General features: G+C 69.8%; 10 protein-coding genes. 6 read left to right on the forward strand and 4 right to left on the reverse strand.

Annotated elements, in window-relative coordinates; all coding sequences use genetic code 11:
* Positions 1–38 precede the first annotated feature (38 nt).
* Both CJ177_RS05180 and CJ177_RS05185 read left to right on the forward strand, forming a co-directional pair.
* Entirely contained in the window at positions 39–3,335 is a 3,297-nt protein-coding gene (locus CJ177_RS05180; RefSeq protein WP_095867370.1) for an ATP-dependent DNA helicase, read from the forward strand.
* Positions 3,332–6,679, forward strand: a complete 3,348-nt coding sequence (locus tag CJ177_RS05185) for an ATP-dependent helicase (RefSeq protein ID WP_005240158.1) — start codon at positions 3,332–3,334, stop codon at positions 6,677–6,679. The genes CJ177_RS05180 and CJ177_RS05185 overlap by 4 nt, the downstream gene beginning before the upstream one ends.
* Here CJ177_RS05185 and CJ177_RS05190 read toward each other — a convergent pair.
* Entirely contained in the window at positions 6,645–7,043 is a 399-nt protein-coding gene (locus CJ177_RS05190; RefSeq protein WP_005240160.1) for a MauE/DoxX family redox-associated membrane protein, read from the reverse strand. The two genes, CJ177_RS05185 and CJ177_RS05190, sit on opposite strands and share 35 nt — an antisense overlap.
* Before the next feature lie 121 nt (positions 7,044–7,164).
* Between CJ177_RS05190 and CJ177_RS05195 the strand changes: the two genes are divergently transcribed.
* Both CJ177_RS05195 and nudC read left to right on the forward strand, forming a co-directional pair.
* Complete coding sequence (locus CJ177_RS05195) at positions 7,165–8,232, forward strand: TrkA family potassium uptake protein (RefSeq protein WP_005259666.1); 1,068 nt, start codon at positions 7,165–7,167, stop codon at positions 8,230–8,232.
* Positions 8,233–8,252: 20 nt separating this feature from the next.
* Positions 8,253–9,164, forward strand: coding sequence for an NAD(+) diphosphatase (nudC, locus tag CJ177_RS05200; RefSeq protein ID WP_005240164.1), 912 nt, complete (start codon positions 8,253–8,255; stop codon positions 9,162–9,164).
* Here the strand turns inward: nudC and CJ177_RS05205 are convergent.
* Positions 9,161–9,415, reverse strand: a complete 255-nt coding sequence (locus CJ177_RS05205) for a mycoredoxin (RefSeq protein ID WP_005240166.1) — start codon at positions 9,413–9,415, stop codon at positions 9,161–9,163. The two genes, nudC and CJ177_RS05205, sit on opposite strands and share 4 nt — an antisense overlap.
* An 80-nt stretch (positions 9,416–9,495) precedes the next feature.
* Here CJ177_RS05205 and CJ177_RS05210 point away from each other — a divergent pair, with 80 nt between their 5' ends.
* Both CJ177_RS05210 and CJ177_RS05220 read left to right on the forward strand, forming a co-directional pair.
* Positions 9,496–11,634 carry an ATP-dependent DNA helicase UvrD2 gene (locus CJ177_RS05210; protein ID WP_095867371.1) on the forward strand — a complete coding sequence of 713 codons (2,139 nt, stop codon included), beginning with the start codon at positions 9,496–9,498 and terminating at the stop codon, positions 11,632–11,634.
* A 451-nt stretch (positions 11,635–12,085) separates the two neighbouring features.
* Entirely contained in the window at positions 12,086–12,427 is a 342-nt protein-coding gene (locus tag CJ177_RS05220; RefSeq protein WP_016883149.1) for a WhiB family transcriptional regulator, read from the forward strand.
* An 86-nt stretch (positions 12,428–12,513) separates the two neighbouring features.
* Here the strand turns inward: CJ177_RS05220 and CJ177_RS05225 are convergent, their stop codons facing one another.
* Positions 12,514–13,869, reverse strand: a complete 1,356-nt coding sequence (locus CJ177_RS05225; RefSeq protein WP_005564833.1) for an AarF/ABC1/UbiB kinase family protein — start codon at positions 13,867–13,869, stop codon at positions 12,514–12,516.
* On the reverse strand, positions 13,866–14,759 hold the full coding sequence (locus tag CJ177_RS05230) for a hypothetical protein (RefSeq protein WP_095867456.1): 894 nt from the start codon (positions 14,757–14,759) through the stop codon (positions 13,866–13,868). The genes CJ177_RS05225 and CJ177_RS05230 overlap by 4 nt, the downstream gene beginning before the upstream one ends.
* Positions 14,760–14,874 lie beyond the last annotated feature (115 nt).

Consider the following 14,874-nt stretch of genomic DNA (forward strand, 5'->3'; position numbering starts at 1 on the left):
CGCACGAGATGTCGGACCGTTCTGGTGGAATGCCACCCATGACGGAATCGGCGGTGCGCACCAGGACGTCGGTTCCCCGTGCCCGGCTCGTGCACCGTCAGAACACGGTCCGCGAGGCCCGGGTGTGGGACGACGCCACGCAGCGGGTCCTCACCGCGCCGCCCCTCGGAATGGGCTGGAATCCCTGGCAGGTGCTCGGCGGCCCGGGAACGGGCAAGACGTCGCTTCTCGTGGACGTCGCGGTCGACCGGATCGCCGGTGGCGACGACCCGGAGTCGGTGCTCGTGCTGACGCAGTCGAAGCGAGCGGCCGGCCGAGTGCGCGAAGAGGTCACCGCCGCGCTCATCGGCCACGACGAGCACCACGGCCCCCGCGCCACGCGCGAACCGCTCGTACGCACCGTCCACTCCTACGCCTTCGCGGTGCTGCGACTGCAGGCCGCCGCCCACGGAAATCCGCCCCCGCGCCTCATCACCGGCGCCGAGCAGGACGCCGTGCTGCGCGAGATGCTGCACGGCGACATCGCGGACGGCGGCGAGATGTGGCCCGAACGTCTGCGTCCCGCACTGGCACTGGGCGGCTTCGCCGTCGAATTGCGCGACCTCATGCTGCGCTCGAGCGAGCGCGGCCTCGGCCCCGAGGACCTGATCAAACTGGGTCGGCGGCACGCCCGTCCCGAGTGGGTGGCGGCGGGAATGTTCGCCGCCCGGTACGAGCACGGCATGCTGCTACGCGGAGCCGTCGGTGTCGAGGCCCCCGAGGCCACTGCGCCTGCACTGGACGCCGCCGAACTGATCGGTGCGGCCCTCACCGCGTTCGCCACCGACCCGGACCTGCTGCGCACGGAGCGGGCCCGGGTGCGGCACCTGCTCGTCGACGACGCCCAGCACCTCGATCCGCAGGCCGCGGAACTCGTCCGGCTCGTCGGCACCGGTACCCGCACCACGGTCGTCGCCGGCGACCCGGACCAGTCGATCTACGGCTTTCGAGGGGCCGACCCGACATTCCTCGCCGAACTGGCCGACAAGGGTGATCCCCGGCAGGTGTTGCTGCCGGTCAACTTTCGCAGTACGGCGGAGGTCGCGACCACGGCAGCCCGGATCACGTCCCGGCTTCCGGGGCATCTGCCGCATCGGATCTGGAGCCCGGCGCGGGACGGCGGACGGACGTCGGTCCGGGTCCTGAGCACGGCGGCGAAGGAGGCTGCGCTCATCGCCGACACCCTGCGTCGCGCCCACCTCCTCGACGAGGTGCCGTGGTCGGAGATGGCGGTGATCGTGCGCTCGGTGCCGCGCGCCCTGGCGCCGCTGCGTCGTGCCCTGCTGGGTGCAGGTGTGCCCGTCACCACCGCGGCGTCCGAGTTGCCGCTGGCCCGTCAGCACGGGGTGTCGGGACTGATGCTCGTGCTGCGGGCGCTGTCGGGGCAGGAATTCACGGGCGAGGACGCACTCGCCCTGCTCGCCGGCCCCGTCGGCGGCGCAGAACCCGTGGCGCTCCGGCGTCTTCGCCGGGGCCTGCGGCGCGCCGAGCTGGCGTCCGGAGGCGACCGCGACTCCGCCGAGCTCCTCCGTCTCGTGCTGGTGGGCGAGACCGACAGCACCCGCAGGGTCACGGCCAAGCTGACCGACGTCGAAGCGGCATCCCTGAACCGGGTGCTGTCCGTGCTGCGCAAGGCGAAGGTGCCCCTGGACCGTGGGCGCGGCATCGAGGACGTGCTGTGGGCGGCATGGCAGGCCACCGGACTCGAACGCCGCTGGTCGGCGGCCTCCGCCCGCGGAGGTCCGATCGGGGCACAGGCCGACCGCGACCTCGACGCCGTGGTCGCCCTGTTCGACGCCGCGGCGAGTTACGTCGACCGTCTCCCGCGCGCACAGCTCGCCGGGTTCGTCGACTACCTCACCGGGCAAGCCATTCCCACCACGCGGAACGTCTCCGCCGTCCCGGTCGACGCCGTCTCGGTGCTCAGCGCCCACTCGGCTGCCGGCCGCGAATGGGACGTCGTCGCGGTCGCGGGTGTGCAGGAAGGGCTGTGGCCGAGCCTGCGGGCGCGCGGCAGCCTACTCGGCACCGAGGCGCTGATCGACCTGACCGCCGGAGTGTCCGACGGCAGCGAGACGGCCGCCGACCGGATGTCGCGCACCGCACCGCTCCTCGCCGAGGAACGCAGGCTGTTCCTGGTGGCGTGCAGCCGGGCGAGGCGGAGTCTGCTCGTCACCGCGGTCGACTCGGCCAGCGGCGACGCCGATCTCGTTCACTCCCGTTTCGTCGACGAGTTGCTCGCCGGAGACCAGGATTCGGACGTCGATGAGGCGGTCGTGCAGGCGGAGGATCCGGCGACCCGGGTCCTGGCGCTGCCTGCCCTCGTCGCCGAATTGCGCAGCGTGGTCTGCGATCCGGACGTCGCGGAATCCGATCCCGCCCGGCAGGGCCGTGCGGCGCGGCAACTCGCCCGGCTCGCCGACGCCGGAGTGCGCGGCGCACACCCGGACCAGTGGTACGGCACAGCCGAACCGAGCACCGGCGTGGCGTTGTGGAACGAGGAGGACGGCCCGGTGTCGCTGTCGCCGTCCACCATCGACCTACTCGACACGTGCCCGTTGCGGTGGCTGCTCGAACGCCACGGTGGGACGGACGGCGACAACACCCACGCCATCGCCGGAACGCTCGTGCACACGCTGGTGCAGGCGCTCGCCGGCCGCATCCCGCCCGATCAGGTGGAACGCGCACTCGAGAACGCCTGGGATTCGATCGATCTGGGATCTCAGTGGTACTCACGGCGCGAACTCGACCGCACCCGGGACATGCTCGCCACGTTCACCGCCTGGCTCGGGAACACCCGATCCGAACTCACCGAGGTCGGTGTCGAGGTGGCAGTCGACGGTGTCCTGGAACCGCTGGAAGAGGGTTCCCCGACGATCCGGCTGCGGGGGCGGATCGACCGGCTCGAGCGCGATGCCGAGGGCAGGCCCGTCATCGTCGACGTGAAGACCGCCCGCTCACCGGTCACCAAGGACGACGCCCAGCAGCACGCCCAGCTGGCGGCGTATCAGGTGGCGGCGGCGACCGGCGCGATCGACGGGGAGCCCGCGTCGAAACCCGGTGGGGCGCGGCTGGTGTTCGTCGCCAAACCGCACAAGAAGGAAGGCGCGACCCAGCGGGTGCAGGCACCACTGTCGGACGAGGACCTCGAGACGTGGCTCGCGGTCATCCACGCGGCAGCGGCGGCCACCAAGGGGCCGGAGTTCCTCGCCCGCGTCAACGACGGTTGCCGGCACTGCCCGGTGCGCACGAGTTGCCCCGCGCACGACGAGGGACGGCAGGTGACGTCGGAATGACCGTCCGTATCGACCCGGTGGAACTCGCCATCGGCCTGGGGCAGCATCCACCGACCCCGGAGCAGGCCGCCGTCATCGCGGCGCCCCTCGGCCCGACCCTCGTCGTCGCGGGGGCAGGTGCGGGCAAGACCGAGACGATGGCTGCCCGCGTCGTGTGGCTGGTGGCCAACGGTGTCGTCGACCCCGAGGCGGTGCTGGGGCTGACGTTCACCCGGAAGGCGGCGCAGCAGCTGACCGCCCGGATCAGGAAACGCCTTGCCCGGCTGGCGGGTTCGGACCTGCTCCGCAGGGTCGACCCGAGCGGCGACCTGCGATCGCGGATCCTCGCGGGCGAACCGGAAGTCAGCACCTACCACTCCTACGCCGGGCGACTGCTGTCCGAACACGGGCTCCTGCTGCCCATCGAACCCTCGGCGACGCTCCTGTCGGAGACGGAACTGTGGCAGCTGGCGCACCGGGTGGTCAGCTCGTGGGACGGCGACCTCGACACCGACCGGAATCCGGCGTCCGTCACCGAAGCCGTGCTCGCGTTGTCCGGGCAGCTGGCCGAGCACCTCGTCGAACCGGACGATCTGCGGGAGGCGCACACCGAACTCGACAAGCTCGTCCACACCCTGCCCGCCGGACCGCGACAGCGCGGGGGCCCCGGCAAGGAACTGCTCGACATCCTCGACACCCAGCACCGGCGGGTGGACCTCCTTCCCCTGGTACAGCGTCTCGCGGACACGCTGCGCCGCGAAGGTGCGCTCGACTTCGGCAGTCAGATGTCGCTCGCGGCACGCGTCGCCGCGGACCACCCCGAGGTCGGAGTCGCCGAGCGGACCCGCTTCCGGGTGGTGCTGCTCGACGAGTACCAGGACACGGGACACTCGCAGCGGGTGCTGCTGTCGTCCCTGTTCGGTGGCGGTCTCGACGGCGAACTCGCGCTCACCGCGGTGGGCGACCCCATGCAGTCGATCTACGGCTGGCGGGGTGCCTCGGCGGCCAACCTGCCCCGCTTCGCGACGGACTTCCCGCTGACGAACGGAGATCCGGCGCCGACCCTGGAACTGCTCACGAGCTGGCGCAACCCGCCGGAGGCCCTGGCGCTGGCCAACATGGCGTCGGCGTCCCTGCGTGAGCGGGGCGTGTCGGTCAGCACGCTGCGGGCGCGACCACAGGCCGTCCCGGGTGATGTGCGGCTGGCCCTCACCGGTGACGTCGTGCAGGAACGCGAATGGGTGGCCGACCGCATCGCCGAACAGTACGCGGATGCCACGAACCGGGGCGAGGACCCGCCGACCGCCGCGGTGCTGATCCGCCGCAACGCCGACGCCGCACCGATCGCGGAGGTGCTGCGGTCCCGGGGTCTGCCGGTCGAAGTGGTCGGTCTCGGCGGACTTCTCCACACCCCCGAGGTGGCCGACGTGATCGCGATGCTCCGGGTGGTCGCCGACCCGATGGCGGGCAGTGCCGCCGTGCGGATGCTGACCGGGGCGAGATGGCAGATCGGGGCCGCCGACCTGACGGCGCTGTCGCGGCGAGCCTCCGAACTGGCCATCGGAACCGGTTACGGCACCACCGGCGCCGTCACCGATTCGTCCGCACTGGCCGACGCCGTCGGCGAGGCGCTGCCCGGTGAACACGCCGAGCAGGCCGGGCTGGCGGACGCACTGGCGGATCCCGGTCCCGCCGAACGCTATTCGCAAGTCGGCTACGCACGGATCACCGCCGTCGCGGCGGAGTTGGCGTCTCTGCGGGAGCGGATCGGGCAGCCGCTCACCGAGCTGGTGGCCGAGGTCGAACGGGTGCTGGGTATCGGCATCGAGGCGCAGGCCCGGACGCGCCGGTCGGCGCGGGGGAGTGCGGGCCGCGAACATCTCGACGCCTTCGCCGATGTCGTCGCCGGGTACGCGAGTCGTACGTCGGCCACCGTCACCGGACTGCTCGCCTTCCTGTCGGCCGCGGAGTCGGTCGAAAAGGGTTTGGCGCCGGGCGAAGTCGAGGTGGACCCACACCGCGTCCAGGTGCTGACGGTGCACTCCGCCAAGGGGCTGGAGTGGGAAGTGGTGGCGGTACCGCACCTGACGGCCGGCGTCTTTCCCTCGAGGACGGCGTCCGGGTCCTGGCTCGGAGCCGTCGGTGAACTGCCGCCCTCGCTGCGCGGAGACCGTGCGCGGCCGGGGGAGTCGGCCGACGGCGTGCCCGTTCTCGAGCTCGAGAACCTGTACGACCGGAAAGACCTCGAGGAGGCCGTGAAGGCGCACAAGGCGGCGCTGGCGGCCCGCAAGCTCGACGAGGACCGCAGGCTGTTCTACGTTGCACTCACCCGCACCGAACGGGTGCTGTTCGCGTCGGGTCACCACTGGGCAGAATCCGGAACCGAGCCCAAGGGTCCGTCGGAGTTCCTCACCGAACTGCGTGACACGGTGACCGACGAGGAGCACGAGGGAATCGGGATCGTCGACATCTGGGCGCCCGCACCCGAACCCGACGAGCAGAACCCGCTGACCAGTACCCCCAAGTCGGCTGTGTGGCCGCGGGATCCGCTCGGGCTCCGCCGGGAGTCGGTCGAGCGCGGCGCGGCGTTGGTCGTCGCGGCGCTGAAGAGTGCCGGCGAGACGGCACCGGTAGGCGAGGACGACGATCCCGAGAACTGGGCAGCCGACGTCGACGCCCTTCTCGCCGAGCGGGAGGCGCGGGCGAACGCCCGCACCGAGGTGGTGTTACCCGGTCAATTGTCGGTGAGCCAGCTCGTCGAACTCGAAGCCGACCCGGACGCCCTGGCCGCCCGGCTGAGGCGTCCGCTGCCGTACCCGCCGAATCCACTCGCGCGGCGCGGTACCGCGTTCCACGCCTGGGTGGAGCGCCGCTTCGGGGCCACCCGGCTGCTCGACCTCGACGAGCTGCCCGGTGCCGCCGACACCGGAGCGGGCCCCGACACCGACCTCGCGACCCTGCAGGACGCGTTCCTGCGCTCGTCCTGGGCCGACCGCAACCCGACCGAGGTCGAGGTGCCGTTCGAGACGTCGGTGGCGGGGACGGTGCTGCGCGGCCGGATCGACGCGGTATTCACCGACCCCGACGGGGGGTGGACGGTGATCGACTGGAAGACCGGCGCCGAGCCGAGCGCGGCCAACGAGAAGGCCGTCGTGATGCAGCTGGCCGCGTACCGGCTGGCGTGGGCCGAACTGATGGACGTTCCGATCGAGCGGGTGCGCGCCGCGTTCCACTACGTGCGGACCGGACGGACGATCGCACCGGATCACCTGCCCGACGCCGACGCGCTCGCCCGTCTGCTCCGTTCCGCCGGTTCTCCCGAAGAGGAGTTCAGGCCCGACGCCGAGCCTTCAGCGACTCGGTGACCAACGGGATCTGCAACGGAAGACGCAGCAGCGCACCGGCTTTCTGCACGTTCGTCGTCTTCGAGCTCTTCACCCAGTCCACTGCCATGTTGACGTTGGCGGGGAAGACGGCGACGAAAAGGAGAGCAGCGAGGCCGCCACCGAGCCGGCGGGTTCGCGGCACGGCGAGCGCGGTGCCGATGGCGAGCTCGGCGACCCCCGACGCGTACGTGTAGGTCCGGGCATCGCCCGGAAGTTGGGTGGGGACCGTGGAGTCGAAGAACTTGGGGGCGACGAAGTGCATCGTCCCCGCGCCGAGCAGCAGCGCGGCAAGGCGGAGTGCGGGCTTTTGGCTCGGTCGTGGTGTGTGGCTCTCTCGTTGCATGACGTCAGCTTGCCCGAACAACTCGGTTCGCGACAACGAGGCTCCGACGTGTCACCGATGGGGCAATCGGGGTTAGGCTGCCAGCCGATGTCGGAGTTCAGTGCAACGTGGAGACGAACATATGGCCGGTAGGCTGCGTGAGAGATTGAGCAGGTCGGACACCCTGACCGACCGGCCTGACTTCGCGTTGGTGGGTGTACTCCGGATTCCGGAGCTGCAGACCAGTCCGGCGCGGGCGATCTACCGCCGCGTGGGTATCGCCCTCGCGGCGTTGGCGTTGGCGGTTCTCATCGTCTACATCGACCGGGCGGGCTACCGCGACGCGCAGGACAACGAATTGTCGCTGCTCGACTGCATCTACTACGCGACGGTGTCGTTGTCGACGACGGGCTACGGCGACATCACGCCGTTCACCCCGTCCGCGAGGCTCGTCAACGTTCTCCTGATCACGCCTCTTCGAATCTTCTTCCTCATCGTCCTGGTCGGTACGACTCTCTCCGCGCTCACGCAGAGCTCCCGGCAGGCGTTCAAAATTCAGCGTTGGAGGCAGCACGTGCGCAATCACACCGTGGTGATCGGCTACGGAACCAAGGGACGCACCGCGATCGACGCGATGCTCGGCGACGACGTTCCGCCGTCGGAGATCGTGGTGGTCGACACCGACCACGCGGTGCTCGACTCGGCGGCCAGCAAGGGCCTCGTCACGGTCCACGGGTCCGCCACCAAATCGGATGTCCTGCGGTTGGCGGGCGCGCAGAACGCGTCGGCGATCATCGTCGCGGCCAACCGTGACGACACCGCGGTGCTGGTGACGCTGACGGCGCGCGAGATCGCACCGAAGGCGAAGATCGTCGCGGCGATCCGCGAATCCGAGAACACGCATCTGCTCCGGCAGTCCGGCGCCGATTCGGTCGTCGTGTCCTCCGAGACCGCGGGCCGGCTCCTCGGCATCGCCACGAAGACACCGAGCGTCGTCGAGATGATGGAGGACCTCCTGACTCCGGAGGCCGGTTTCGCGATCGCGGAACGCCCCGTGGAGCGGGACGAGATCGGCGGCTCCCCGCGTCACCTCGCGGACATCGTGCTCGGTGTGGTGCGGGAGGGGCGGTTGATCCGGGTCGGCTCGCCGGAGGTCGATTCGATCGAGGAGAACGACCGACTGCTGTACATCCGTCGGGTCGCCAACTGATCGGCAGTAGTGTCGACGGCGTGACTGCATTCCGGCTGAACGACACCCCGCTCCTGTCCCGCTCCGCCGTCGGGCGGGCCGAGGAATTGCGTTCGGACACGGACGCGCTGCGAGCGGGCTGGCGGGATGCGCTGCTACTGCGCGTCAATCACCGCGGACAGGTGCGGGTGGGCGACGACGGCCTGGTGTTCGCGGACGCCACCGAACTCGGCCCCGAGCCGCAACGGGGGGCGGTCTTCCTCGGCATCCGCAAGGATCGGCACGTGTGGGCGGTGCGGGTGCAGGCGCTGACCGGTGAGCTGGCCGATCTCCGGATGCTGGGCGGGACGCTGGACGACGCGGACGCCGGGGTACTCACCGGGGCCCTCGCGATGCTCAACTGGCACGACAGCGCAGGCTTCAGTGCGCTCGACGGCGCGCCGTCGGAGCCGACGATGTCGGGATGGTCGCGGATCTCGACGAGCACCGGGCACGAGGAATTTCCCCGCACCGATCCGGCGGTCATCTGCCTCGTGCACGACGGCGGAGATCGCGTCCTGCTGGCCCGGCAGCCCACGTGGCCGGCGCGGCGGTTCTCGATCCTGGCCGGATTCGTCGAGGCCGGTGAATCGCTCGAAACGTGCGTCGTCCGGGAGATCAAGGAAGAAGTGGGGGTCGACGTCCGTGACGTGCGCTACCTCGGCAGCCAGCCGTGGCCGTTTCCCCGTTCGGTGATGATCGGGTTCGCGGCCGTCGGCGATCCCGACGCCCCGCTGACGTTCGCGGACGGCGAGATCGCCGAGGCCCGGTGGTTCACTCGGGACGAGGTGCGCACGGCACTGGAACTCGGCGACTGGGCGTCGGACACCGACGCCCCGCTGCTGCTCCCCGGCTCGATTTCCATCGCGCGCGGAATCATCGAGTCCTGGGCGGGAGCAGCGACGGAGTCCTAGACGCCGAGGAGCTTCTTGACCTGCGACAACGACGGGTTGGTCGCGGTGCTGCCGTCGGCGAACTTGACGGTGGGGACCACGTGGTTGCCGCCGTTGACGCTGCCGACGAACTCCGCCGATGCCGGATCGTCCTCGATGTCGATCTCCATGTAGCCGATGCCGGATTCGTCCAGCTGCGTCTTCAGGCGCCGGCAGTAGCCGCACCAGGTGGTGGAGTAGATGGTCAGGGCGGGGGTGTCGGTAGCAGTCACGGCGGATATAACACCACGACTCCGTCGTGTGTTCCCACTGCGGTGTTCGTCCGCTTCGCGCCGTGTCGGTTGCCCCTGTCATGATGGACGCCATGTCAGCAGCCGGCGCAGCAGAGGTGACGAGTACCGGTCTCGATCCCGAACAGTCCGCAGCGGTACTCGCTCCCCGGGGTCCGGTGTGTGTGCTGGCGGGGGCCGGAACAGGGAAGACCCGGACCATCACCCGGCGTATCGCGCACCTCGTGGCCAGTGGGCACGTCGCCGCGGGGCAGGTGCTGGCGGTGACGTTCACGGCTCGCGCGGCAGGCGAGATGCGTGGCCGGCTGCGCAGCCTGGGGATCGGCGACGGGGGAGCGCAGGTTCAGGCGCGCACGTTCCACGCCGCCGCGCTGCGGCAGCTGAGGTACTTCTGGCCGCAGGTGATCGGCGACACGGAGTGGCGGCTGCTGGACCGCAAGTTCGCGGTCGTGTCGTCCGCCGCCGGACGGGTCGGACTGTCCACCAGCACAGAGAGCGTCCGCGACCTGGCGAGCGAGATCGAATGGGCCAAGGCCTCGCTGATCGCGCCGGAGGACTACCCGCGCGCGGTGGCGAAGTTGCGCCGGGAGGCGCCGGTCGACGCCGCGAAGGTCGCCGAGGTATATCACGGCTACGAGCAGCTGAAGGCCCGCGGCCAGGACGGGATGCTGCTCGATTTCGACGATCTCCTGCTCCACACGGCGGCGGCGCTCGAGGAGCATTCCGCTGTCGCCGAGGAGTTCCGCGACCGGTACCGGTGCTTCGTCGTGGACGAGTACCAGGACGTCACTCCGCTGCAGCAGCGAGTCCTCGACGCCTGGCTCGGGGAGCGGGACGACCTCACCGTCGTCGGTGACGCCAACCAGACCATCTATTCGTTCACCGGCGCCACACCCAACTACCTGCTTGACTTCTCGCGCCGGTTCCCGGAGGCCACCGTCGTGCGTCTCGAGCGCGACTACCGTTCGACCCCCGAGGTCGTGTCGATGGCGAACCGGGTGATCGGAGCGGCCCGCGGCAGGATCGCGGGCACCCGCCTGCAGCTGATCGGGCAACGCGACTCCGGGCCGGAGCCGAGTTTCGTCGAGTTCGACGACGAGCCGGCCGAGGCAGCCGGGGTGGCGCGCACGATCAAGCGGCTCATCGCCTTCGGCACTCCGGCCGCGGAGATCGCGGTCCTGTACCGGATCAACGCCCAGTCCGAGGTACATGAGCAGGCGCTGACGAAACTCGACATCCCGTACCAGGTCCGGGGAGGTGAGGGATTCTTCACCCGCACCGAGGTGCGTCAGGCCGTGGCGGCGCTGCGCCAGGCCGCTGGTCGTGACGACCTGCCGGATGCGGTCGGCGCCGACCTGGTCACGCTCGTCCGCGCCGTCCTCGCTCCGCTGGGGCTGACCGACGCGGAACCGGCGGGTGCGCAGGCTCGCGAACGGTGGTCGTCGCTGTCGGCGCTGGTCGCGCTCACCGAGGAACAGCTGACCCAGGATCCGGAGTTGACCCTCGACGCGCTGTTGCGCGAACTGAGTCTGCGGGCCGAGGCGCGGCATCCACCCGTCGTGCAGGGTGTGACACTCGCATCCCTGCACGCCGCCAAGGGGCTCGAGTGGGACGCCGTGTTCCTCGTCGGGCTCACCGACGGAACGCTGCCCATCCAGCACGTGCTCGGCGACTCCAACTCGGCACCGGACGAGGCGGCCGTCGAGGAGGAACGCCGGTTGCTGTACGTCGGCGTGACCCGCGCCCGGGAGCACCTGCAGATGTCGTGGGCACTGTCCCGGAACGAGGGCGGCCGCAAGTCGCGGCGCCGTTCGCGATTCCTGCACGGACTCATCCCCGAAGATTCACCGGCCTCGCGGATCGCGGCGCCCGTCAAGAGCAACAAGAAGCGTCCACGGTGCCGGCTGTGCGGAAAACAGCTGATCGGGACGACCTCGACCATGCTCGGTCGCTGCGAGGGGTGCCCGTCCAATGTCGACGTGGAACTGCTCGAATCGCTGCGGTCGTGGCGTCTCGAGAAGTCGCGGGAGCTGAAGGTTCCGGCGTACGTGGTGTTCAGCGACAACACGTTGACGGCTCTCGCCGAGCAGCGGCCGCAGGACGATCGCGGGCTCGTCGCGATCCCCGGGATCGGTGCGAAGAAGCTCGAGCAGTTCGGCGAGGACGTCCTCGGTGTGATCAAGGGAAGCGGTAGTCTCTGAACGACTCCCACGCGGCAGGGGAGTAGTGCGCATCACTGCAGGTCAAAAATAGGTTGTGCGGTTCTGGAGAATTGCCTACTGTGGTTTCAGTGCGCGGGGAGACCCGTGTGGTTCACATCGGATCGAGAAGAAATGGAGGTGGCAGTGAAATGACGAAGTTCCAAGCACATGAGACGGCAGTCGGTGCTGCCTCCGCGCTGTTCGGCATGAACGCGGCGGAAACGGCACCGGCGATTGTCTGGTCGGCAGCCCGTCGTCGTCCCGCAGCAGCAGTCGAGTCCGTGTATCGGAGTTGTCGAGGAATTCCTCGGTAGATCAACTCCCACCGTCTTTTCAAGGCCACGGACCCGCATCGCGGACCGTGGCCTTTGTAGTTCGAGCACTTTTCCCGCTCGCAGCCTCGGCTCTGGTTCGCACCCACTTCATCGAACCGAAGAGATTGACCGTCGCAATGAGAGCAGAGGAGAAGGACGTGTCTACCGTGACATGCCGAGGGGTATCCGAAACCTCAACCGCCACAAGCGGATTTGTTCAGATAGTGTCCGCGCGTGGTGACCTGCCCTGCCGGGTCGATGATCCCGACCTGTGGTTTGCGGACTCTCCCACCGAGCTGGAACAGGCGAAGGCGCTGTGCGCGTCCTGCCCGATCCGCTCCCGCTGCCTCGACGCGGCCCTCGATCGGGGTGAGCCGTGGGGCGTGTGGGGTGGGGAGATCTTCGACCAGGGCGTCGTGATCGCACGCAAGCGTCCCCGGGGACGTCCACGCAAGACGCAGACTCTGGTCTGTGCGTAGAAACCGGTACGGGGCGGGGGATTCGGGCGTTCGCCCGGCCACTCACACGAGTGGGCCGGGCGAACGCCCGTTCTGTGTCTTCGGGCTCAGACGGTGTCTTCGTCCTCGGGAGCGGGGTCGGCGAACCCGGGGAGCCACCGCGTGAGGATCTCCATGTACGGCGCGTATGCGTCCAGCTGAGCGCAGATTCCCACCGAGCCGACGAGAACCCGGAAGATCATCAGATACTCGGCGGGCAGATTCAGTGCCCGGGCCGTCCGGAACTGCGCACTGTTGAAGTCGGTCGCGGAACCCGCGGCCTTCTGCAGCCAGGCGCGGGTGAAGTGGAACGATTCGGTGCGGATCGGGTCGGTGACGGGACGCAGGTAGTCCGCGATCTCCTTGTCGGTGACCGTTCGGCCGGGCAGGACGAATCCGTTGGCGTGCAGCAACTCCGTCAGTTCGTCGAACTGCTCGTGGAGCGCCAGCCGGACCATGGACCCGAGCACCGGGGGGAGCCCGTGCGGAAACGGCGCCGCGGCACCGAAATCGATGACACCGAGGCGGCCGTCGCTGTGCAGCATGAAGTTACCCGGATGCGGGTCGCAGTGGAGCAGGCCGACGCGGGTGGGTGAGGCGAAGTGGAACTCCGCGAGCAGTGCGCCCGCGGTGTTGCGTTCCTCGGGGGTGCCGTCGGCGATGATGGCCGACAGCGGCTTCGCCGACATCCATTCGGTGACCACCACCTTGGGGGCACTGGCGACCACGTGCGGAATCGCGAACTGCGGATCCCCGTCGTACACCTTGGCGAAGCGGCGCTGATTGTTCGCCTCGATCCGGTAGTCGAGCTCTTCCTCGGTGCGGGCCGTGAACTCGTCGATGACCGGGCGCACGTCGACGCCGGGCATGACCGAGGCGAACAGTCCCGCGAACCGGCCGAGAGTCTTCAGGTCGGCGCGCAGGGCCTCGTCCGCGCCGGGGTACTGAACCTTGACGGCCACGTCGCGACCGTCGGCCCACACCGCGCGGTGTACCTGGCCGATGCTGGCCGATGCGGTCGGGGTGTCGTCGAACGACTGGAACCGGTCACGCCACTTGGTGCCCAGCTGCTGGTCGAGCATTCTGTGGACGGCCCGCGCGGGCAGGGGAGGCGCCTGCGCCTGCAGCTTGTTCAGCGATTCACGGTACGGCTCCGCGAACTCCTCGGGGATCGCCGCCTCCATGACGCTGAGCGCCTGCCCGAGTTTCATGGCGCCGCCCTTGAGTTCGCCGAGGACCGCGAACAATTGCTCGGCCGCCTTCGCGCTCAGCTGGGCGTCGATCTCGTCCTTGTCGCCGCCGGTCAGCTTCCGGCCGAAGCCCATCGCAGCACGCCCCGCGATCCCCAACGGGATGCTCGCGAGTTTGGCGGTGCGGGCGGAACTCCTGCGGGGGATGTCGGACACCCCACCATCATGCATCATGACCGAAGGCGGTTCGATTCGCCCACAGCGGGTGCCAGGTACGTGCAGCTGCAGCTCGCCTGCCGCGGCCAGCGCCGGGTCACCAGCCGGTGCGCGCCGAGATCGATCTCGAGCGTCGCGTCGAGACTGCTGGGCGGCGCGCCTCGCGGGGCGGCCAAGACGGCCTCGAGCTGGCCGAGGGCGACTGCGGCCGTGGCCATGATGACGGCGGGGCTCGCGTGCCCGACCGTCCCGAGGAGCTGAGCGGACAGGTGCGGCCAGTCCTCGTCGTACGCGGCACGGAGGAGATCGGCGCACCGCAGGCAACTGGTGTGGCCCGGGAGCACGAGCGGGCCGACCACACCGCGGCCGTCACGCAGCCGGACCTGCAGGTGCGGTATCCCGTTCTGGACCAGATCCGCGACGAGCCGAGGTTCGGCCACCAGATCGTCCGCGAGCACGACGCACAGGGCGTTCCACCGCCGGACGTCGCCGTCGGCGGAATAGCGGAAGGAGCGGGAGACCCGAATGCCGCCGTCCGTGAGCCCGGCCGACACCGCATCCGACAGCGGTCCGCGCCCGTGCACGCGGATCGTGACCGTGTCCGCGACGGGAGATGTGCCGGCGACATCGATCAGACCCGCCCGGTCGAGGTCGCCGAGAAGCTTCGACACGTCGGTGGGCGCCAGGCCGTACCCGACGGCAGCCCACAGGATGTGCGGCCGCGAATTCTTGCCGTCGAGAAGCCGGACGACGGCGAGGAGTTGCTCGGTGCGGACCCCGGGAGGCGGGGCGAGTACGAGAGCGCGCTCGGGATCCCAGCCGAACTGCACCCGCCCGTCGGGGCGGACGAGTACGGCGATCCGGGGATCGAGAGTGACACCGACGTGGGGTGTGGGCTGGATGGTCACACGCTGAGGATCGCAGGCCACGACCGGGCCTCAGCGCCGAAAACGCGAGTTGTCCACAGGCCGAAACGTACTTCGACCTGTGGATTTCCCGTTATTGCAAAGTGGTGGGATCAGC

The organism is Rhodococcus sp. ACPA1 (genome assembly GCF_002300195.1).
GTDB classification, from domain to species: Bacteria; Actinomycetota; Actinomycetes; order Mycobacteriales; family Mycobacteriaceae; genus Rhodococcus_F; species Rhodococcus_F opacus.